The sequence below is a fragment of the Bradyrhizobium sp. LTSP857 genome (assembly GCF_000938285.1).
In the GTDB taxonomy this organism is placed as follows: domain Bacteria; phylum Pseudomonadota; class Alphaproteobacteria; order Rhizobiales; family Xanthobacteraceae; genus Bradyrhizobium.
Genome location: NZ_JYMS01000050.1, coordinates 91,277 through 112,644 on the forward strand (window position 1 = coordinate 91,277; position 21,368 = coordinate 112,644).

Annotated in this window: 19 protein-coding genes; 7 read left to right on the forward strand and 12 right to left on the reverse strand. The window is 64.4% G+C overall.

Annotation, left to right across the window (positions count from 1 at the left end; all coding sequences use genetic code 11):
- The first annotated feature begins 36 nt into the window (after nt 1-36).
- The 5 genes from UP06_RS38500 to cnbZ are packed head-to-tail and all read left to right on the forward strand — an operon-like array spanning nt 37 to nt 6,061.
- Nucleotides 37-1,020: an ABC transporter substrate-binding protein gene (locus UP06_RS38500; protein ID WP_045008936.1), complete on the forward strand. Its 984-nt coding sequence runs from the start codon at nt 37-39 to the stop codon at nt 1,018-1,020.
- Between the two features lie 54 nt (nt 1,021-1,074).
- Nucleotides 1,075-3,669: an ATP-binding protein gene (locus tag UP06_RS38505; protein ID WP_045008937.1), complete on the forward strand. Its 2,595-nt coding sequence runs from the start codon at nt 1,075-1,077 to the stop codon at nt 3,667-3,669.
- A complete protein-coding gene (locus UP06_RS38510; RefSeq protein WP_045008938.1) occupies nt 3,666-4,055 on the forward strand; it encodes a response regulator in 390 nt (129 codons plus the stop codon). Before UP06_RS38505 ends, UP06_RS38510 begins: the two co-directional genes overlap by 4 nt.
- Nucleotides 4,052-5,305, forward strand: a complete 1,254-nt coding sequence (locus UP06_RS38515; protein WP_045008939.1) for an adenylate/guanylate cyclase domain-containing protein — start codon at nt 4,052-4,054, stop codon at nt 5,303-5,305. Before UP06_RS38510 ends, UP06_RS38515 begins: the two co-directional genes overlap by 4 nt.
- A 9-nt stretch (nt 5,306-5,314) precedes the next feature.
- Entirely contained in the window at nt 5,315-6,061 is a 747-nt protein-coding gene (gene cnbZ / locus UP06_RS38520; RefSeq protein ID WP_045008940.1) for a 2-amino-5-chloromuconate deaminase CnbZ, read from the forward strand.
- Nucleotides 6,062-6,141: 80 nt separating this feature from the next.
- Here cnbZ and UP06_RS38525 read toward each other — a convergent pair whose 3' ends face one another.
- From UP06_RS38525 to UP06_RS38580, 12 genes are all read right to left on the reverse strand, one after another.
- Nucleotides 6,142-7,029: an ABC transporter permease gene (locus UP06_RS38525; RefSeq protein ID WP_045008941.1), complete on the reverse strand. Its 888-nt coding sequence runs from the start codon at nt 7,027-7,029 to the stop codon at nt 6,142-6,144.
- Between the two features lie 4 nt (nt 7,030-7,033).
- Nucleotides 7,034-7,975: an ABC transporter permease gene (locus UP06_RS38530; protein WP_045008942.1), complete on the reverse strand. Its 942-nt coding sequence runs from the start codon at nt 7,973-7,975 to the stop codon at nt 7,034-7,036.
- A 31-nt stretch (nt 7,976-8,006) separates the two neighbouring features.
- Nucleotides 8,007-9,530, reverse strand: coding sequence for an ABC transporter substrate-binding protein (locus UP06_RS38535; RefSeq protein ID WP_045008943.1), 1,524 nt, complete (start codon nt 9,528-9,530; stop codon nt 8,007-8,009).
- A 23-nt stretch (nt 9,531-9,553) separates the two neighbouring features.
- On the reverse strand, nt 9,554-10,654 hold the full coding sequence (locus UP06_RS38540) for an ABC transporter ATP-binding protein (protein ID WP_045008944.1): 1,101 nt from the start codon (nt 10,652-10,654) through the stop codon (nt 9,554-9,556).
- Nucleotides 10,654-11,643 carry an ABC transporter ATP-binding protein gene (locus UP06_RS38545; protein ID WP_045008945.1) on the reverse strand — a complete coding sequence of 330 codons (990 nt, stop codon included), beginning with the start codon at nt 11,641-11,643 and terminating at the stop codon, nt 10,654-10,656. The genes UP06_RS38540 and UP06_RS38545 overlap by 1 nt, the downstream gene beginning before the upstream one ends.
- Nucleotides 11,640-12,350, reverse strand: a complete 711-nt coding sequence (locus tag UP06_RS38550; protein ID WP_045008946.1) for a DUF1028 domain-containing protein — start codon at nt 12,348-12,350, stop codon at nt 11,640-11,642. The genes UP06_RS38545 and UP06_RS38550 overlap by 4 nt, the downstream gene beginning before the upstream one ends.
- Before the next feature lie 10 nt (nt 12,351-12,360).
- Nucleotides 12,361-14,166, reverse strand: a complete 1,806-nt coding sequence (locus UP06_RS38555; RefSeq protein ID WP_045008947.1) for a gamma-glutamyltransferase family protein — start codon at nt 14,164-14,166, stop codon at nt 12,361-12,363.
- An 87-nt stretch (nt 14,167-14,253) separates the two neighbouring features.
- Nucleotides 14,254-15,243 carry an ABC transporter ATP-binding protein gene (locus UP06_RS38560; RefSeq protein WP_045008948.1) on the reverse strand — a complete coding sequence of 330 codons (990 nt, stop codon included), beginning with the start codon at nt 15,241-15,243 and terminating at the stop codon, nt 14,254-14,256.
- On the reverse strand, nt 15,240-16,226 hold the full coding sequence (locus tag UP06_RS38565) for an ABC transporter ATP-binding protein (RefSeq protein WP_045008949.1): 987 nt from the start codon (nt 16,224-16,226) through the stop codon (nt 15,240-15,242). Before UP06_RS38565 ends, UP06_RS38560 begins: the two co-directional genes overlap by 4 nt.
- Nucleotides 16,227-16,239: 13 nt before the next feature.
- Nucleotides 16,240-17,208, reverse strand: a complete 969-nt coding sequence (locus UP06_RS38570; protein WP_045008950.1) for an ABC transporter permease — start codon at nt 17,206-17,208, stop codon at nt 16,240-16,242.
- 1 nt (nt 17,209) lies between these two features.
- Nucleotides 17,210-18,190 carry an ABC transporter permease gene (locus UP06_RS38575; RefSeq protein WP_045008951.1) on the reverse strand — a complete coding sequence of 327 codons (981 nt, stop codon included), beginning with the start codon at nt 18,188-18,190 and terminating at the stop codon, nt 17,210-17,212.
- Nucleotides 18,191-18,306: 116 nt separating this feature from the next.
- A complete protein-coding gene (locus UP06_RS38580; protein WP_045008952.1) occupies nt 18,307-19,908 on the reverse strand; it encodes an ABC transporter substrate-binding protein in 1,602 nt (533 codons plus the stop codon).
- Nucleotides 19,909-20,293: 385 nt separating this feature from the next.
- On the opposite strand from UP06_RS38580, the gene UP06_RS38585 reads away from it, so the two are divergent.
- Nucleotides 20,294-20,551 carry a DUF6489 family protein gene (locus UP06_RS38585; protein ID WP_045008953.1) on the forward strand — a complete coding sequence of 86 codons (258 nt, stop codon included), beginning with the start codon at nt 20,294-20,296 and terminating at the stop codon, nt 20,549-20,551.
- Nucleotides 20,551-21,351 carry a lipase family protein gene (locus UP06_RS38590; RefSeq protein WP_045008954.1) on the forward strand — a complete coding sequence of 267 codons (801 nt, stop codon included), beginning with the start codon at nt 20,551-20,553 and terminating at the stop codon, nt 21,349-21,351. The genes UP06_RS38585 and UP06_RS38590 overlap by 1 nt, the downstream gene beginning before the upstream one ends.
- Nucleotides 21,352-21,368: the final 17 nt, after the last annotated feature.

The following is a 21,368-nucleotide window of genomic DNA, read 5'->3' on the forward strand; positions in this document are numbered from 1 at the left end:
GCGCCAAGGCAGGGAAAGTATCAGGGCAGGGAAAGTATGATGAGGCGGCGCGAATTCCTGGGCGGGCTCGGCTGTGCTTCGTTGTTGGTGCCGTGCTCTGCCGTGGCTCAGAGCGGCAAGGTCTATCATCTGGGCACGCTGACGCCGATCGCGCCGATTACGGCGGAGAGTCGAGGCGGCAAGATCCTGAGCAAGGTGCTCGACGAGCGTGGTTTCAAGCTTGGTCAGAACTTGACCTTTGAAGCGCGGGGCGCGCTGGGCGATGTTACGATGCTTCCCGCGCTGATCGCGGAGCTGAAGGCCAAGAACGTCGATGCCATCGTGATCATTGGCTACCCGACGGCAATGGCCGCCAAAGCGGCCGGCATTGCCACCGTCGCGGCCAGCGGCATCGGTGATCCCGTCGAAACCAGGTTGATCGAGAGCCTGGCGCATCCGGGCGGCAAGATCACCGGGATTTCGGACGTCGCAGCGACCCTCAGCGCCAAGCGGCTGTCGCTGCTCAAGGAGATGTCGCCGAAACTGACCAAGGTCGCGATGCTCTGGAACAAGGACGACCTCGGCATGACGACGCGCTATCAGGCGTCGGCGAAGGCTGCCCAGGCGCTTGGACTGACCGTGCAGGCGTTGGGCGTCCGCGAACCCGACGATTTCAACGAAGCTTTTTCGGCAATGAATGACGATTTGCCCGACGGCATCCTGATGGTGGCGGACGCGCTCACCATTCTCAACCGCGAGCGCGTCTTCGAGTTCGCCGCCACCCGGAAGCTGCCGGCGATCTACGAATTTGACCAATTCGCCCGCGACGGCGGTCTGATGTCTTATGGCGCCGACTCCTCGGAATCCTTCGAGCGGGCAGCCGCATTGGTCGCCCGCATCTTCAACGGGGCAAACCCCGGTGATCTGCCGTTCGAGCTGCCGACCCGCTATCCCCTGGTGATCAATCTCAAGACGGCCAAGGCAACCGGACTTGAAATTCCGCCCACCCTGCTGGCACTTGCCGATGAGGTCATCGAGTAACCCTGTGCGCTGCGGTGAGAGACAACCCCCGGCCTTCTTGCTAGGTTTGGGCGAATGAGCATTTCCGTCCATCCCGACACCCCGCAAACCAGGACCCTGCCGCGTGCGACCGGGGATGGCGTCGCGTCCGGCGAGGCGGGGCGCGGGATCAGGACCCGGCTGTTCACCAAATATGTCGCGCTGTTCGTCGCCGTCGTCGCCGTAGCACTGCTGGCCAACGGCCTATTCGAGGTCTTCTTCTATTATCGCGAACATAAGGCCTCGCTGATCCGGGTCCAGCATGAGCAGGCCGAGGCAGCGGCCGCCAAGATCAGCCAGTTCGTCAAAGAGATCGAGAGCCAGCTCGGCTGGACCACGCAACTGCCATGGGCGGCGGGCTCAATCGAGCAGCGCCGGTTTGACGCGTTGCGGCTGCTGCGTCAGGTGCCGGCGATCACCGAGCTCGCCCAGGTGGATTCGACCGGCAAGGAGCGCTTGCGCGTCTCGCGGCTGGCCATGGACGCGATAGACAGCGGCATCGACCTGTCGAGCGATCCGAAATTCACCGAAGCCGTCGCGCACAAGGTCTATTATGGGCCGGTCTATTTCCGCCGGGAATCCGAGCCCTACATGACGCTGGCGCTGGCCGGCACACGCAAGGATGCCGGCGTCAGCATAGCTGAGGTGAACCTCAAGCTGATCTGGGACGTGGTCTCCCAGATCAAGGTCGGCGAGCATGGACACGCCTATGTGGTCGGTCAGCAGGGGCGCCTGATCGCGCATCCCGACATCAGCCTGGTGCTGCGCAACACCGACATGTCGGGGTTGGCGCAGGTGAAGGCCGTGCAAGCCAGCGGCGGAACGATGCCCGATGCATTGCAGGAGGCGACCAATATCCAGGGACAGAAGGTCCTGACAGCATCGGCACCGATCGCGCCGCTCGGCTGGACCATGTTCGTGGAGCTGCCAGTGGAGGAGGCTTATGCCGCGCTCTATGCGTCGCTACAGCGGCTCGCAATCGTACTGCTCGCCGCGTCGATCTTCGCGGTGCTTGCGGGAATCTTCCTGGCGCGACGGATGGTCGGTCCGATCCAGGCGCTGCGCAGCGGCGCCGAGCGCATCGGCGGCGGCGATTTCTCCCAGCGCATCTCGATCAGGACCGGCGACGAGCTCGAAGGGCTCGCCGACCAGTTCAACGACATGGGCGCGCGGTTGCAGGAATCCTACGCGGATTTGGAAAAGAAGGTCGAGGTGCGAACGGCTGAATTGAGCGAGTCGCTGGAGCAGCAGACAGCGACTTCGGAGGTGCTGCAGGTCATTAGTTCGTCTCCGGGCGAACTCACGCCCGTGTTCCACAAGATGCTCGAGAATGCCACGCGAGTCTGTGGCGCGAGTTTCGGAATCATGAATCTGTGGGACGGTGAAGGCTTCACCATTGCGGCTGACTACAACGTACCGCCTGCGTTCGCCGCTTCACGTAGAGATGTGGCGATCCGTCCTCATCCGGAGAGTGCGCTCGCCGCCGTCGTCGGGACACGTCAGGTTGTTCACGTTCACGATGTGCAAAACACGCCTGCCTATCTTGCTGGAGGTTCATCCATTCGAGGAATCTCCGACGTCGCCGGCGCCCGCACGATCGTCATCGTGCCGATGCTGAGGGAAGGCGATCTGATCGGCACGATCGCAGTCTATCGCAAGGAAGTCCGGCCGTTCACCGACAAGCAGATTGCGGTGGTCGAGAATTTCACCAAGCAAGCCGTCATCGCCATCGAGAACACGCGGCTGCTGAATGAGTTGCGCAAGCGTACGATGGAGCTCTCGCAGTCGCTTGACGAATTGCGCACTGCGCAGGATCGCCTGGTCCAGACCGAGAAGCTCGCCTCGCTTGGCCAGCTCACGGCGGGCATCGCCCATGAGATCAAGAACCCGCTCAACTTCATCAATAATTTCTCGTCGGTGTCGACGGAGCTGATCGACGAGCTCAACGATGTCCTGAAATCGGCTTCGCTCGGCGACAAGACGAGGGAAGAGGTCGACGAGCTGACCGGCATGCTCAGGGGAAATCTCGATAAGGTGGTACAGCACGGCAAGCGCGCCGATTCCATTGTCAGGAACATGCTGCTGCACTCGCGTGAAGGCTCCGGCGAGCATCGCGCTGCCGATATCAACGCGATCGTGGAGGAAGGCCTCAATCTGGCCTATCACGGCGCGCGCGCCGAGCGGCCCGGATTCAATGTCACGCTTGAGCGCGACCTCGATCCAGCCGCCGGAATGGCCGACATCTATCCGCAGGAGATTGCGCGCGTCTTCCTCAATTTGATTTCGAACGGCTTCTACGCGGCTGCCAAGCGCAAGGAAAGTGCGGCTGATGGTTTCGAGCCGACCCTGAGCGCAGCGACGAAGAGTCTGGGCAGCAGGGTCGAAATCCGGATCCGCGACAATGGCACCGGGATTCCGCCGGACGTGAAGGAGAAGATGTTCAATCCCTTCTTCACCACCAAGCCGGCCGGCGAGGGGACCGGGCTTGGCCTGTCCATGAGCCATGACATCGTCGTGAAACAGCATGGCGGCACGATCGACGTGAACACCGAGCCCGGTGTATTCACCGAATTCATCATCACGCTGCCGCGCACGATGGCAGCGGGGGGTACATCCGGAGGCAGGACTTGAGCGTTTACATCCTGGTCGTCGATGACGAGCCCGACGTCGAGGCGCTGTTCCGGCAGCAGTTCCGGCGCGACCTGCGTGCCGGCCGCTTCCAGATGGAGTTTGCGCCCTCCGCGCCTGACGCGCTCAGGCGCGCGGCGGAGGTTCGCGATCCCTCGCTGATGATGATTCTGTCAGACATCAACATGCCCGGCATGAGCGGGCTCGACATGCTGCCCAAGGTGCGCGCTGATTACCCGCACGTTCCCGTCATCATGATCACGGCCTATGGTGACGCCGAGACGCGCAGGACCGCGATCGAGCGCGGCGCGACAGGGCTCCTCACCAAGCCGATCGACTTTGCGCAATTGCGCCAGGAGATCGATACCAGGCTCGAGCAGGCGGCATGACGACCCCGACCATCCTCTTCGTCGACGACGAGCCGGATCTGGAAGCGCTGATCTTGCAGAAGTTCCGCAAGCAGATCCGCGACGGGCTGGTGAACATCATGTTCGCGCGCGACGGCCTCGACGCGCTGGAATCGATCGAGCGGCATCCGCACGTCGACCTTGTCGTCGCTGATATCAACATGCCGCGGATGGACGGGCTGTCGCTGCTGGCGAAGCTCCAGGAGGCCGAGGACAAGAAGTCGACCATCATCGTCTCGGCCTATGGCGATATGAGCAACATCCGAACCGCCATGAACCGCGGCGCGTTCGACTTTCTGACCAAGCCGATCGACTTCGTCGACCTGGAAACCACCATCCAGAAGACCATCCGTCACATCGAGATGCTGCGCGAGGTGCGGCGTCGCCAGCTAGAGGCCGAGCGGGCCCATGCCTCGCTGTCGCGCTATTTTTCGCCGGAGATCGCGAGGCGCTTGGCGGTGGATGCCGAGGGCAACGGCATGGAGGTGCAGTGGCGGAACGTCGCCACCATCTTCACGGATATCACCGGCTTTACGTCCTTGGTGGAGAGCGCGGCGCCGGAGACGCTCGGCGAGCTCCTCAACGAATATGTCGGCGGCATGACCGAGATCGTCTTCGAGCATGAAGGTACCGTTGCCAAGATCATCGGCGACGCGATCCAGGTGCTCTTCAACGCGCCCGGCGACCAGCCGGACTATGCGACGCGTGCGGTCGCTTGCGTCCACGATCTCGACGCCTGGGCGCAGGATTTTTGCGCGCGCTGGAAGGCGAGGGGTGTGAGCTTCGGCGCCACCCGCATCGGCGCCCATGCCGGGCCGGCACTGGTCGGCAATTTCGGCGGCAATCGCTTCTTCGACTACACCGCCTATGGCGACAGCATCAACATCGCGGCGCGGTTGGAGGCGGCCAACAAGCATCTCGGCACGCGCATCTGCGTCAGTGCCAGCATCGCGGGGGGCGCCGAGAATTTTCAGGGCCGCCCTGTGGGTGAGCTGATGCTGCGTGGACGCAGTGAGCCCCTGCGCGCGTACGAGCCGCTGCCGCAGGTCAGATTCGAAGCGCCGGAGACGGCGCAATATTCCGAGGCTTTCGCCAAGATGGAAACCGGCGACGTCGCCGCCATGCCGGCCTTCGCCGCGCTGATCGGCATGCATGCCGACGATCCCCTGGCCGGCTTTCACCTGAAGCGCCTGCTCAACGGTGCCAAGGGCATCCGCATGCAACTGGAATAGGAGTTTGACATGACGCGTGAATTCGCCGCCGGAAATTATCGTTTCATTCCGTCCGTGTTCCAGTATTCGGCCGGTGCAGCGGCAGATGCCGGCTATGAGATCGAGCGCGTCCGGTTCGACCGACTCGTGCCGCTCGCCGAAGGCTTTGCGCTCGCGGCGAAGTACATCAAGGAGGCCGGGCGCCCGCTGACGGCGTTCTGCGCTTGCGAGCTGCGCTCACCGGCGGCCTTCAGCGAAGAAGGCTTTCGCGCCTTCAACCTGCACTATGTCAAGACGCTGTCGGAATGGGGCATCTTCGACGGCACCACCAATCCGGTGGCGCGCAGCAATGTCTGTCCCGAGATCGATCCGCCGTCCGAGCCGTCGTTCTACGCCTTCTCCTTCACGCGCCCGACGGGATCGAAGACGCCAAGCTTCGTGATCGCGGGCGGTGCCGAGGCGCGCGAGGGCAGCGGCACCTATGTCGAGCGCACCGTGCGCTACCGCGACCTCAGTCCGGAGGGCTTGCGCGAGAAGGTGCGCTTCACGACGACGTCCCAGATGGAGAACCGGATGACCGCTTTCGGCTTCGGCTGGAAGGATACCACGGGCGTGCAGGCCTATTCCGTGCACGATTTCCACCATGCGCTTGTCGAAGAGCTGGTTCGTCACGGCGCGCTACGCTCCGGCCTGACCTGGCACTTTGCGCGGCCGCCGGTGGTCGATCTCGAATATGAGATGGATTGCCGCCGCGTGATGCGCGAGACGGTGATCTAAAGCGTTTTCAAGCGAAGTGGGTACCGGTTCGCGTCAAGAAAACGCGTCAAAAAAGGAATCTAGAGCCCCGGAACGCGGCTCTAGCGCTGGCGCGGGTCGAGGGCGTCGCGCAGGCCGTCGCCGAGCAGGTTCAACGAGAGCACGACGAGGAAGATCGCGAGCCCCGGCCAGATCGCCATCCACGGCGCCTGGGTCAGGAAGCGTTGCGCCGCGTTGAGCATGCTGCCCCAGGACGGCGCCGGCGGCTGCTGGCCGAGGCCGAGGAACGACAGCGCGGCTTCGGCGATGATGGCGGCCGCAATCGACAGCGTGGCCTGCACCAGCAGCGCGGGCATGATGTTCGGCAGGATGTGCGAAAACGCGATCCGCCAGCCGGGGTTGCCAAGCGCGCGCGCGGCCTCGACATAGTCTTCGGACTTGACGTTCAGCACCTGGCCGCGGGTCAGGCGAATGAAGATCGGCGTGGCCGAGATGCCGATCGCGATCATCGCGTTGGTAAGGCTCGGGCCGAGGAACGCCGCCAGTGCAATCGCCAGGATCAGGAACGGGCAGGCCAGCATCGCATCGGTGATCCGGCTGATCAGCGCGTCGGTGAATCCGCCGCGATAGCCGGCGAGCAGGCCGAGCGGCACGCCGATGCCGAGCGCGATCGCGACCGAGATCAGGCCCGCAAGCAGCGAGGCCCGAGCGCCGTAGATGACGCGGCTGAGGATGTCGCGGCCGAGCTCGTCGGTGCCGAACCAGTGCGCCATGGTTGGCGGCTTGCGCACCAGGCTCCAGCTCGTCGCAATGGGGTCGTAGGGCACGATGAGCGGGGCCAGCAGCGCAAGAGCGATGAACGTCGTGATTGCGACAAGGCCGAACACAGCAGCCTTGCGCTTGAACAACCGCCGCCGCGCGCGGCGTGCCGGGCTGTCGAGCTCGTAGGCTTGCGTGACGGGGCTTACGGGTAGCGCGGCGTCGGTCATGGCGCTACCCCCGCAGTCGCGGATTGACGAGGATATAGGCGACGTCTGCAACGAGATTCAGCGTGATGTAGACGGTGGCGGTCACCAGCACGACGCCTTGCACGACCGCGTAGTCGCGGTTGAAGACGGCGTCCACGATCAGCTTGCCGAAGCCGGGAATGGAGAAGATCTGCTCGGTCAGCACCGCGCCCGACAGCAGCGTGCCGAGCTCGAGCGCGCCGAGCGTGATGATGGGCGTCAGCGCATTGCGCATGGCATGCTTGAGGATCACGGAACGCTCGGAGAGGCCCTTGGCGCGCGCCGTGCGGACGTAATCGCTCTCCAACACTTGCAGCATGGCGCTGCGGGTATGCCGCATCAGGATCGCGGAAATCGCGTTGCCGAGCACGAAGGCCGGCATGATGGTGGCAGCCAGGCTCGCGCGCCAGTTCTCGCTGAGCGGCACATAGCCTGAGGCCGGCAGCCAGCCGAGCTCGATCGAGAACAGGAAGATCATCAGGATCCCGAGCCAGAAGTTCGGCGTCGAGATGCCCCATAGCGCGAACAGATTAGCGCCATAGTCCCAGACCGTGCCCCTCTTCACCGCGGAAACGATGCCGGCGGGAATGCCGATCAGGAAGGCGATCAGGATCGCCATCGAGCCGAGCTGGAGCGTCACCGGCAGCTTCTGTGCGATCAGCTCGCGCACCGGCATCTTGCTGCGCAGTGACTCCCCGAAATTGCCGGTCAGGACCCCCTTGAGCCAATAGACGTATTGCACGGGGATCGGCTGATCGAGCTTGTACTGCTGACGGATCTGTTCGATCACGGCGGGATCGCGTTCCTCTCCGGCCATGACCAGCGCGGGATCTCCCGGCAGCAATTGCTGGAGCGAAAAGATCAGCACCGACACGAAGAACAGCGTCGGTATGATCTGCGCGATGCGGCGAGCGAGGAAGTTCAGCATGGCGCAGCTCGCGTCCTGGGCGCAGCCGCGATCACTTGAACTTCAACCCGACCACGCGCACCAGCCCGTCGGGCATCTGCTTGTAGCCCTCCAGCTTGGTCGTGTGCGCGATCAGGAGCGTGCGGTGATAGATGTAGATGATCGGCAGGTCGGCGAGCAGGATCTTGGTCAGCTTTTCGTAGATCGCCTTGCGCTCATCAAAGCCCGCGACCGCCCTCGCTTCTTCCATCAGCTTGTCGGCTTCCGGGTTCGCGTAGCCGCCATCGTTCTGCGGCGCCTTGCTGCGCATGAAGATGTAGGAATTGCCGTCGGGATCGATGCGGCCGCTCCAGTTGATCTGGAACACCTGGAACTCGCCGGCCTGGGACTGCTTGAAGGTGGTCGCGAATTCGACGGCGCGAATCTTGATGTCGAAGCCGGCCTCCGCGGCCATGGACTGCACGACCTGGGCGACGGCCTCGTACTCCGTTCCCTTTGGGACCATGTAGTCGACGGTCACGGGAAGGCTGACGCCGGCTTCCTTCAACAGCGCCTTGGCCTTGGCGATGTCGCGGCCCTGAACGGGGAATGACTTCTGATAATAGGGATGCGTCGGGCTGACCCACTGATTGCCGGCGGTGAACTCGCCGTTGAACACGACCTGGTTGATGGCTTCGCGATCGATCGAGAGGTCCAGCGCCTGGCGCACCTTCGCCGACTGGCTCAGCGGCCCCTTGGCCTTGTCGTTGCCGATGTTGATGGTCAGGCCGAGATAGCCGAGCTCGGGGGCCGTCGACAGCACCAGCTTGGGATCTGCGCGGACGTCCTTGATGTCGGTGGCGAGCACGCGCTCGATCAGGTCGAGGCCGCCGGACTTGAGATTCGCCAGCCGCACCGTCGCGTCGACGATCGGCAGGAACACGACGCGGTCGATATGGACGTTGTCCTTGTTCCAGTAGTCGGCGAATTTCTCGAAGACCATGCGGTCCTGCTGGATACGCTCGACGAATTTATACGGGCCGGCGCAGACCGGATGGAGGCCGAACTTGTCGCCGGCTTCCTTGGCAGCCTTCGGCGATACCATCATGCCGGAGCGGTCGGTGAGCTGGGCGATCAGCGGCGAGTAGGGAGTTTTGAGCACGAGCTTGATGGTCAGGGGATCGACAACTTCGACATGATCGACGCTGGCGAGCTCCGACTTCCGGAACGAGGTCGGCAGCGTCATGTGACGCTCGATCGAGAATTTTGCGGCCTCCGCATCCAGTGGTTCGCCGTCATGGAATTTGACGTTCGGCCGCAGCTTGATCGTCATCTCCTTGCCGTCGGTCGAGGTCTGGTAGGACAGCGCGAGCTGCGGCACGACGTTGAGCTTCTCGTCGATGTCGAACAGCTTGTCGCAGAAGGCGGAGAACACGATGCGGCCGACATAGGTGCGGCCGATGCTGGGATCGAGGATGTCTGGGTCCTCGGCGATGCCGATGCGTAGCGTGGTCTGGGCTTGGGTCTGGGCTTGGGCTGTGCCCGCGAGCGACGTCAGCAATGCCGACGCCAGAAATGCCAAACGCACAAAACTCATCGTTCTCAACCTCTGTTTGACGGCTAGACCGGGTCAGGCCTCAATGAACTAACCCCGCCGCCGCTCGCTGCTTCCAGGCTGCCGCTGAAGGCGGCGACCAATTTTTCAAGGACCGGCGAGAAGCCGCCGTCCATTGGGACGATCGCCTCGGACGACGGCAGTTCCGATGTTCGGTGGCAGGCCGTTGCATGTCCGATGCCATCCGGCACGAGCTGTGGCATTTCGCTGCGGCAGCGGTCGACGACGTAGGGGCAGCGGGTGTGGAAGCGGCATCCCGGCGGCGGGTTCAGCGCGCTGGGGATCTCGCCCTGGAGCACAATCCGGCTGCGCTTTGCCCGTGGTTTAGGCACGGGGATCGCGGACAGCAGCGCGCGGCTATAGGGGTGGCGCGGGGCGGCGAACAGCGCATCCGCTTCCGCCGTCTCGACGATCTGGCCGAGATTCATCACCGCGACGTGGTCGGCGATGTGCTTGACCACGGCCAGATCATGCGAGACGAAAATGTAGGCGAGGCCGAGCCGGTCCTGAAGCTCGCGCAGGAGGTTGAGGATCTGCGAGCGGATCGAGACGTCTAGCGCGGAGACGGGCTCGTCGCAGATAATCAGCTTCGGCTCGACCGCGAGCGCGCGGGCAATCGCGATGCGCTGGCGCTGGCCGCCGGAGAATTCATGCGGGTAGCGCCGCGCCAGCCGCGGCTCCAGGCCAACCAGCCGCAATATCTCCTCGACGCGCTCGCGTCGCCGGGCAGGCGGCACGAGATTGTGCAGCGCCAGCGGCTCGGTCAGGATCTGGCCGACCGTCATGCGCGGATTGAGCGAAGCGTAGGGATCCTGGAAGATAATCTGCGCCTCGCGGCGGAAGGCGCGCAGCGCGGCGGCGTCGAGAGCGAGAAGGTCGCGGCCTTCGAAGCGGATTGCGCCTGCATCCGGCTCGATCAACCGCAGCACCAGGCGGCTGACGGTGGATTTGCCGCAGCCGGATTCGCCGACCAGCGCCAGCGTCTTTCCGGCGTCGAGCGAGAAGCTGACGCCATCGACTGCTTTGACATGTGCGAGCGCGCGACCGAAGATCGAGCGCTCGGCGACGAAATGCTTGACCAGGCCTTCGACCTCGAGCAGCGCCATCACGACACCAGGAGTTCGAGCGGCGCGCGGATGCAGCGCGAGAGGTGGCCGGGGCTGACTTCCACGAGAGGCGGCGGCGCCTTGGTGCAGGCGTCCAGCGCGAACGGGCAGCGCGCGGCGAAGCGGCAGCCGGCGGGCGGCTGCATCATGTTCGGGACCATGCCCTCGATCGTCGCGAGTTGCTCGGCGCGGTGGTCGAGTCGTGGGATCGAGCCGAGCAGGCCGACCGTATAGGGATGCTGCGGCATGGAGAACAATTCATCCACGGGCGCACGCTCGACGATTTCGCCCGCGTACATCACAGCGACTTCGTCGCAGACCTCGGCGACCACGCCGAGATCGTGGGTGATCAGGATGATGGCGGCACCGCTCGCCGCCTTCAATTCCCGCATCAGCTCCAGGATCTGCGCCTGCAAGGTGACGTCGAGCGCGGTGGTCGGTTCGTCGGCGATCAGGAGGCGAGGGTCGCAGGCGAGCGCCATCGCGATCATCACGCGCTGCCGCATGCCGCCGGAGAGCTTGTGCGGATATTCGTCGATCCGGCGCTCGGGCGAGGGAATGTGGACGCGGCGCAGCAGGTCGATCGCACGGTCCCGCGCGCTGCGCCGGGAGCCGCCGCGGTGACGCAGGATCGTCTCGGTGATCTGGTCGCCGATGGTGAGGCTCGGATTGAGCGACGTCATCGGTTCCTGGAAGATCATTGCCAGGCGGTTGCCGCGCAAGTCGCGCAGCGTCTGGTCCGAGGTCTTCAACAGGTCGAAACCGTCGAAGCGAATTGCGCCGGATATCTCCGCGCTTTGCTTCGGGAGCAATCCCATGATCGCGAGTGACGTCACGCTCTTGCCGCAACCGGACTCGCCGACGAGGCCGAGCGTTGCGCCATTGGCGACGCTGAGATCGACGCTGTCGACCGCATGCGTGATGCGGCCGTCATCGCCGTGGAAGCGAATGCGGAGATCCCTGATCTCGATGAGGGGGCTAGCGCTCATGACTGCCTTGCGCGCGCCGCGGCGATGCTGGCGTCGATGACGCCGCGATCGGTATTGCCGGCGGGATTGCGCCGCGTCGGAAGCGAGCCGCGGAAGTGCACCCAGAGCTCGTGACTGACCCGCTCGAGCCGCTCGAGTTCGCCGAGCGGATCGGGATGATCATCGGCGCGAACGTCCAGCGCGGGCCACTCCTCCTCGCCGTGGATCAGGAGCGCCGCCGACTGCTTGCCGCGCTTGTCGCCGCCGGCGGCTTCGCCGGCGCGCATGGCCGCGAGCAGGCGGCGCGGGAAGGGCAGACTGTCATTGGCGAGGTAGGTCTTTGCCGTCTCGTCGAGGACGTCCGAGCCTGCGAGCATATTGCCGGCGATCGAGAAGCCGCTGCCTGCGATGTGCCCGCACCAGTCGACGCAATCGCGGCCCGTATGCGCTGCGATCGCGCCATTTGCATCCATGATGTGGATCTGCCGGTTTTCGCGCCCGTCGTCGGTCGCGAGCAGTGTGGCGAGCACGTCGTGCGCGTTGAGGCCCTCGCGCAACAGCTTGACGCCGTCGATGCCGTAATAGGGATTGACGAAGGCTTGCGTGGCGATCGCGCCGAGGCCAGCGGCGATGTAAGGCACGCGTGCCCCGACGGCGAAGAAGCGGGTCGCAACGGCGATGCCGAACTGGCCGGTGGCAGGATCGCGGGCGATGATCGACCAGGTCATATGTTGTCCATCAGCGCCCCGCGGCGTAGCCCTGCATGCCGCGCGGATTGGCGGCGGCACGGCGGCGCACGCCGACACGCGAGGCCGCGGTGAGGCGGCCTTCGGACCAGTCCGGTCCGACCTCGACGATATGCCCGCGCTCGCGAAGGTTCTCGATCGTCGCCTCCGGCACGCGGTTCTCGATCACGAGCACGCCGGGGCGCGAGGTGCGCGGCCAGAACGAGATCGGGAAATGCTCGGAATGCCAGGCCGGCGCGTCGATCGCCTCCTGGAGATTGAGGTTGCAGTGGACGTGGCGCAGGAAGAATTGCGTGATCCACTGATCCTGCTGGTCGCCGCCGGGCGAACCCCAGGCGAGGTAGGGTTCGCCATCGCGCAGAGCCATGGTCGGCGACAGCGTGGTGCGCGGCCGCTTGCCGGGCGCGAGCGAGCTCGGTTGGTTCTCATCCAGATCGAACATCTGCGCGCGGCTGCCGAGGCAGAAGCCGAGCTCGGGAATGACAGGCGAGGATTGCAACCAGCCACCGGACGGTGTCGACGAGACCATGTTGCCGGCCTTGTCGATGATGTCGAAATGCACAGTGTCGCCGCGCACCTCGCCGAAGCGCCCGACCGTTGGTTCACCGGCGCCGAGCGCGCCAACGGCCTCGCGCTGGCCTTCGGCGCGGCGCAGCTTGACCACGCCGCCAAAGCCCTCGATCGCGCCGGGCCGGAGATCGAGCGAGGCCTTGTCGGTGACGAGCTTGCGGCGTTCGTCGTTGTAAGCATCCGACAGCAGCGTTCCGATCGGGATCTCGCTGAATTTGGGATCGCCGTAGAACTTCTCGCGATCGGCGAAGGCGAGCTTGGCGCATTCGATCTGGAGATGGATGAACTCAGGCCCGGTCGGGTCGAGCCCGTCGAGCGCAAAGCCCTTCAGCAAAGCGAGCTGCTGCAACATCACCGGGCCCTGGCTCCAGACGCCCGCCTTGCAGACGGTGTAGCGGCCATAATCGTAGGTGAGCGGCGCTTCGATGGTCGGTTGCCAGCGCGCCATGTCGTCGGCCGAGAGCACGCCGCGATGCGGCGAGCCGCTGACGTCCATCACCTCCTGAGTGCGGCAGAATTTGTCGATCGCTTCGGCGACGAAACCGTGCGACCAGGCCTTCCGCGCGCGCTCGATCTCGGCATCGCGGCCGCCGCCGCCGCTCTCGGCCTCGCTCAGGATACGAGCGTAGGTCGCCGCCAGCGTCTTGTTGGTGAAGAGCGTGCCGGGCCGCGGCACTTCGCCATTCGGCAGGTAGACTGCGGCCGAGGTCGGCCAGTGCTTGCGGAACAGTTGCTCGACGGTCTGGATCGTGGCGCAGGCACGCTCGACCAGCGGATGGCCGTCGCGCGCATAGGAAATCGCGGGCTCCAGCACGTCGCGCAGGCGCAGCGTGCCGTAGTCGCGGAGCAGCATCATCCAGGATTCGAAGGTGCCGGGAACGCAGGCCGCGAGCAGGCCGGTGCCGGGCACCATGTCGAGGCCCTCGCTCCTGTAGTGGGCGATGGTGGCACGCGCCGGCGCAGGCCCTTGGCCGCAGATCACTTCGGTGCGACCGCGCTTGACGTCATGGACGATGATGGGAACGTCGCCGCCGGGGCCGTTGAGGTGCGGCTCGACCACCTGGAGCGTGAAAGCGGTGGCGATGCCGGCATCGAATGCATTGCCGCCTTTTTCCAGCGTGGCCATGCCGACGGCGGTCGCGATCCAGTGCGTGGTGGCGACCACGCCGAACGTGCCTTCGATTTCGGGGCGCGTCGTGAAGGGATCGGGATTGACTTTGCTGGCCATGGAAATTCGCTACCTTATTTGTCGCGCGCGCAATTGATCACAGGCAATGCCTGGCCGCCAATGCGTGGGCCGCATGGCACGCGCGCGTCACGCCGGGACCGGCGCGGTGTTAACCGCGTGGCAGGCGACGCCGTCAATCAGTTCCGGAGCCTCCTTGCGGCAGAGATCGAATGCCAGCGGGCAACGCGGATTGAAGGCGCAGCCGGGCGGTGGGTTGATCGGGTTCGGAATCTCGCCCTTGACCGGAATGCGCTGGCGGCCACTCATGGCCAGATCTGGCACGGCGCCTAGCAGCATCTTGGTGTAGGGCATATGCGGATGGGAGAACAGCTCGCGTCCTTCCGCGATCTCGACAATGCGGCCGAGATACATCACGCCGACACGGCTCGCCATGTGGCGGACCACGGCGAGGTTGTGGCTGATGAACATGTAGGTCAGGCCGAACTTGTCCTGGAGGTCGCGCATCAGATTGAGGATCTGCGCCTGCACGGAGACGTCGAGCGCCGAGGTCGGCTCGTCGCAGACGATGAATTCGGCGTCGGAGGCAAGCGCCCGCGCAATCGCAATGCGCTGGCGCTGGCCGCCGGAGAATTCATGCGGAAACTTCAACCGGTCGTCGGGATGCAGGCCGACGAGGCTGAGCAGTTCGCCGACGCGGGCCCGGATGTCGCGCTCGCCCTGGATCAGGTCGAAGGCACGGATCGGCTCGGAGATGATGGCGTCGACGCGGAAGTGCGGGTTCAGGCTCGCATAGGGATCCTGGAAGATCATCTGGATGCGGCGGCGTAGTTTTCGGCGCGCTTGGGCCTGCCGCGGGTCGGTCATCGAAACGCCGTCAATCAATACGCTGCCGGAGCTTGGCGGCAGTAGGCCGACGACCATCCGCGCCACTGTGGTCTTGCCCGAACCGGATTCGCCGACCAGTGCAAAAGTCTCGCCCTTCCTAATGTCGAAGGTGACGCTGTCGACCGCCTTGAGGTATTCGAGCTGCCCGCCTTCGAGCACGCGGTTGAGCCATGGCTTCGAGACGTCGAAGACACGGCGCAGGTTCTTGGCCTCGACGAAGGGGGCGCTCATGCCGCGCTCTCCGCCGGCACGCCGTCATAGAGATGGCAGGCGACCGATTGCGCGCCGCGCGGCTGCGGCTCGGGCCGGTCGACACGGCAACGATCGAACGCGGAGGCACAGCGCGGATTGAACGAGCAGCCGCGCGGGATTGCCGACAGGCGCGGCATGGAGCCCGGGATTTGCACCAGCCGCTTGTCCTCACCTGCAAGCGTTGGGATGGCGCCCATTAATCCCTTCGCATAGGGATGCAGCGGGTTCTTGACGACGTCCTGCACCGGTCCGATCTCGGCGACGCGGCCGGCATACATCACCGCGACGCGGTCGGAGGTCTCGGCGATCACGCCCATGTCGTGGGTCACCAGCATCACTGCGGTGCCGTGGTCGCGGCCGAGCCGCTTGATCAGCGTGATGATCTGCGCCTGCACGGAGACGTCGAGCGCGGTGGTCGGCTCGTCCGCGATGATCAGCTCGGGCTCGGCGCAGATCGCCAGCGCAATCACCACGCGCTGGCGCATGCCGCCGGAGAATTCGTGGGGATAGCCGTCGATGCGCTTTTCGGGCGCGGGGATGCCGACTTCGGCAAGAAGGTCGATGGCGCGGCGGCGCGCGGCGGTTTCGGAGAGGTTCAGGTGGGTTCTGATCGTCTCCACGATCTGGTCACCGATCTTGTACAGCGGATTGAGCGAGGTGAGGGGATCCTGGAAGATCATGCCGATGCGCTTGCCGCGGACGCGGCGCATCTCCTCCGGCGGCAGATTGTCGATGCGCAGACCCGACAGGCGGATCTCGCCGCCGGAGATGCGGCCGGGCGGATCGATCAGGCCGATCACCGCGAGCCCGGTGACGGATTTGCCGGCGCCGGATTCACCGACCACGCCGAGCACCTCGCCCTTGGCGATGTCGAAGGAGACGCCGTCGATGGCGCGCAGTGTGCCGCGGCGCGAGGCGAACTCGACCTGAAGATTGCGGACGGAGAGAACGGGTTCGGTCATGAACGCTGGATACTCATCGGAGTTTCGGGTTGAGCGCGTCGCGCAGCCAATCGCCAAGCAGGTTGATCGACAGGATCAGGGCCGCGAGCGCGATTCCGGGGAATGCGACGATCCACCATTCGCCTGCGAACAGATAGCCGTTGCCGATGCGGATCAGCGTGCCGAGCGAGGGCATGGTCTCGGGCATGCCCGAGCCGAGGAAGGATAGCGTCGCCTCGGTGATGATGGCGAGCGCGAGGTTGATGGTAGCGATCACGAGGATCGGCCCCATCGTGTTCGGCAGCACGTGGCGCAGCATGATCACGGGGGCGGGCAGGCCGATCAATTGCGCGGCTGCGACGTAATCCTTGTTCTTCTCGACCAGCACCGAACCACGCACCGTGCGCGCGTACTGCACCCAAAAACTCAGCCCGATGGCGAAGACCAGGACCGCCAACATGCTCATCTCGTCGAGCTTGTTGCCGAAGACCGATTTGGCGATGCCGTTGATCAAGAGCGCAATCAGGATGGCTGGAAAGGAAAGCTGCACGTCGGCGATACGCATGATCAGCCCGTCGACGGCGCCGCCGAAATAGCCGGCCGTCAACCCAAGCATGATGCCGAGCGCGCCAGACAAGACGACGCCGAGGACGCCGACAAGCAGCGAGATGCGCAGGCCGTAGAGGATGGCCGACAGCACGTCGCGGCCCTGCTCGTCGGTGCCGAGCAGAAACGGGCTCTGGCCGTCGGCGGTCCAGAGCGGGGAGATGCGCGAATTCATCAGCTGGAGCTGCGCCGGATCGAACGGATTTTGTACCGACAACACCGAGGCGAAGATCGCGATCAGGAAGAACAGCAGCGTCACCGCAGCCGCGATCATGGTGATTTTGGAGCGGCGGAAGGAATAGAACAGGTCGCTGTCGAGCGCGCGTTTGAACCAGCCCGGTGGAGCGGCGCGCGAGCCGCGGTCTTCGACCTTGTGCGGGACGACGGCTTCGCTCATCTCAGTGCGCCCCGCTGACCGTCGAGCGCAGCCGCGGATCGACGATGGTGTAGAGGATATCAACCACGAGATTGATGGTGACGAAGATCAGGGACACCATCATCAGATAGGCCGCCATGATCGGGATATCGACGTTCTGAACGGCCTGCACGAACAGCAGCCCCATGCCCGGCCACTGGAATACGGTCTCGGTGATGATTGCGAAAGCAATGACCGAGCCAAATTGCAGGCCCGCCACAGTAATCACGGGAACCAGCGTGTTGCGCAGCGCGTGGCCGAAATGGATCGCCCGTGTGGTGAGCCCGCGGGCGCGGGCGAAGCGGATATAGTCGGTCCGCATGACCTCGAGCATCTCCGCGCGGACGAGCCGCATGATCAGAGTCATCTGGAACAGGCCGAGGGTGATCGAGGGCATGATCAGCGCTTTCAACCCTGACCAAGTCAGGAGCCCAGTCGTCCACCAGCCGATATGCACCACGTCGCCCCGCCCGAACGAGGGCAGCCAGCCCAGTGTCACCGAGAACAGGTAGATCATGAGGATCCCGATCAGGAAGGTCGGCAGCGAGATGCCGATCAGCGAGACGGCCTGGAATACATGCGCGAGCCAGCTGTCACGGCGAAGCGCCGAATAGACCCCCATCAGGATGCCGCTGACCATCGCGAAGATGGTGGCGCAGATGGCGAGCTCCAGCGTTGCCGGCATCCGCTCCATCAGGAGATTGCTGACGGGCAGACGGAACTGGTAGGAGATGCCGAACTTGAACTGCGCGGCGTTGCCGAGGTAGTGGCCGAACTGCACGATCACGGGATCGTCGAGGCCGAGCGACTTGCGGATTGCGGCGCGTTCGGCGCCCGACGTATCCATCCCGACCATCTGGTTCACGGGATCGCCGGCGAAGCGGAACATCGAGAACGAGATGATTCCGACGGCGATCATGACACCGATGGCCTGGATGGCCCGGCGCAGTGTGAAAGCGAGCATCTGTTCCTTTCACATATCTTCAGGGGCGCGCATCATCGCGTTCGCCCGAAACGGCAAATCCTTAAACAGCAAGTCCCGGAAGCTGAGGCTTCCGGGACTTCACAACTCGTCGACACCTACTCGTCCTGCTTGGTCGCCCAATAGAGCAGGACCTGGTTGTCCGCGCGCTGAGTCAGTTTCACCTTCTTCGACACGCCCCAAGCGAGCGCTTGCTGATGCAGCGGGACATAGGCCCAGTCCTTGATCGAGATGTCCCAGGCCTGCTTGATCAGCTGATCGCGCTTGGCCGGATCGGATTCCACGAGGACCTTGTCGGCGATCTCGTCGAACTGCTTGTTGCAATAGCCGGCGAGATTGGCCTCGCCGCGGTTCGGATCCTTGGGATCGTCCCGGCAGCCCATGATGTCGTGCAGCACGTTATGGGCGTCGAGTGTATCCGGGGTCCAGCCGAGCATGAACAGCGAAGTTTTGTAGCCGCCGGGCTTTAGCACCTTGGCGAAATACAGCGCCTTGGGTTGCGCCAGCAGCTCCACTTTGATGCCGATACGGGCGAGCATTCCGACGACGGCCTGACAGATCGCGGCGTCATTGACGTAGCGATCGTTCGGGCAGTCCATCGTGACTTCGAAACCCTCGGGATAGCCGGCGTCCGCCAGGAGCTTCTTGGCGGCGTCGGGGTCGAACTTCGGCCGGGTGAAGTCCTTCGACAGCGAATAGAGCTCCGGCGCAACCATCAGCGCGGACGGTGTCGAGAGGCCGCGCATGACGCGGTTCTTGATCAGCTCGATGTCGATCGCCCGGTAGACGGCCTCGCGGACGCGAACGTCCTTGAACGGGTTCTTGCCCTTGACGTTGGAGTACAACAGCTCGTCGCGCTGCTGATCCATGCCGACGAAGATGGTGCGGAGTTCGGGTCCCGTCAGCACGGTGGCATTGGGGCTCGAATTGACACGTTGAATATCCTGGACCGGAACCGGCTCGATCACGTCGACCTCGCCCGACAGCAGGGCCGCGACACGCGTGGCCGGGGATGCGATCGGCGTGAAGATGATCTCCTTCAGATTATGTTCCGGCTTGCGCCACCAGTTCGGATTGGCCTTGAAGACGGTCTTCACGCCCGGCTGATGGCTCTCGATCATGAAGGGACCGGTGCCGTTTTCATGGAGCGAGGCGTAGCTCGGGGTCGTGGCGGCGGCCGGTGTCGGCGCCACCGCATCGTTCGCCTCTGCCCATTTCTTGTCCATGATGTACCAGGTCGCCCAGAGCGCCGTCAGGATGGGATTGGGCGAGGTCAGGACGAAATCGACGGTGTAATCGTCGATCTTGACCGCCTTGGCGTCGGCGGGAACGCGGCTCTGGAAATTCGAGCCTTTCGCCCGCACGCGCTCGGCCGAGAACACGACGTCGTCAGCGGTGAAGGGGTCGCCATTGTGGAATTTCACGTCCTTGCGCAGGTGAAAGCGCCAACGTGTCGGCTCCGGTGTCTCCCAGCTCTCGGCAAGCCCCGGGATGATCTTCAGGTCCTTGTCGCGGGCGACCAAGCCCTCATAGACATGACCGAGATGCGCACTGGTGGTCGACTCGTTCAGTGTGTAGGGGTCGAGCGACTTCAGCTCACCCTGGTTGGCGTAGCGCAGCGTCTGGCTCGACGCCGGCGAGACCGCCATCGCAAGCACACCGGCGAGCGTCGCCGCAAACAGACTTCGTCCGACTGACATTCTTGACCCTCTTCACTCGCCCGCGCCGTCATTTTTATTGTTCGGCGGGGCCGATCGATCCATGTTGCCCAGAGTTCTCGACCCGTGCAAGCGCCATTCCAGCAAGGAACGCGCCAAGTTGCACCGCTGTGCAGCAATGCTGACCAACAATTTGTGGGACGAGAGGCGCGCGGGCGCCATTCGACTTTCGACCTGCGAGATCCCGGAACAGGAGCGGAAATTGCCTCGCCGGCCGCCAGGCGAGCGTGTTCGTGGGCGCGATTTGATTGACCATATCCGGCGATTGCAGGAGCCATTGTCCGGCCGTCCGTCTCAGGTCGCTTGCGTCGCATACCATGTCGCGGCGATACTGTGCCGCGCCGCTCGAATCTCATCTGGAGGGGACATGAAAGTTAACATCGAAATCGACTGCACCCCCCTTGAGGCCCGCCAGTTCATCGGATTGCCCGACCTGGCTCCGATGCAGACGGCGGTGATGGACAAGCTACAGCAGCAGGTGTTGAGCAACATCGACAAGGTCTCGCCGGAATCGCTGATCCAGAGCTGGTTCACCTTCGATCCAAAGCTCGCCGAGCGGTTTCAGGACATGTTCGTCACCATGGCGGGGCTCGGCAGCCCGCGCGGCGCCGACAAGAAGAAATAATGCCGTCCGAGCCGGACGGGTCGCAGGCGTCAGGCCGGCTACGTCCGCCGGGCCTCGGTCTGCTGCTTGCGGAAGCGCGCAGCGTGTTCGAGTTCAACGCCAGCCTTTTGCTATCGCCTGTCCTGATGCGCGCGCCCAAAGGCGACGGCCATCCGGTGCTGGCGCTGCCGGGCTTTCTCGCCAGCGACCTCTCGATGGCGCCGATGCGACGCTATCTCGGCGCACTCGGCTATGAGGCGCAAGCCTGGCGGATGGGCCGCAATCTCGGTGGGCTGGGCCGGATGCGGGAAGCCCTGCGCGCCCGTCTCACGGAAATCCATGCCGCGAGCGGACGCAAGGTCAGTCTGGTCGGATGGAGCCTCGGCGGTGTCTATGCGCGCGATCTCGCGCTTCAGGCGCCCGACATGGTCCGCAATGTCGTTACGCTCGGCAGCCCCTTCGCCAACGATGTGCGGGCAACCAATGCGACCGCGCTCTACGAGATGTTGTCCGGCGAGCGCGTCGAGGATTTTGCGGAAGCGCGTGAAGCGATCGCCGGCGATCTTCCAGTGCCGGCGACGTCGATCTATTCGCGCACCGACGGCGTCGTGAACTGGCGGACCTGCCTGCTGCGCCCCTCGGATCGTGCCGAGAACATCGAGGTGCACCTGGCGAGCCATATCGGGCTCGGGGTGAACCCGGCTGCGTTGTGGGCCGTGGCGGATCGCCTGGCACAACCGGAGGGGGAGTTCTGGCCATTTGACCGGGCAGGGCCGTTTGCCATTGCATATGCCCCGCCGGAACGGGCAATATCGACCTGACGAGAAGCGCCAACCAA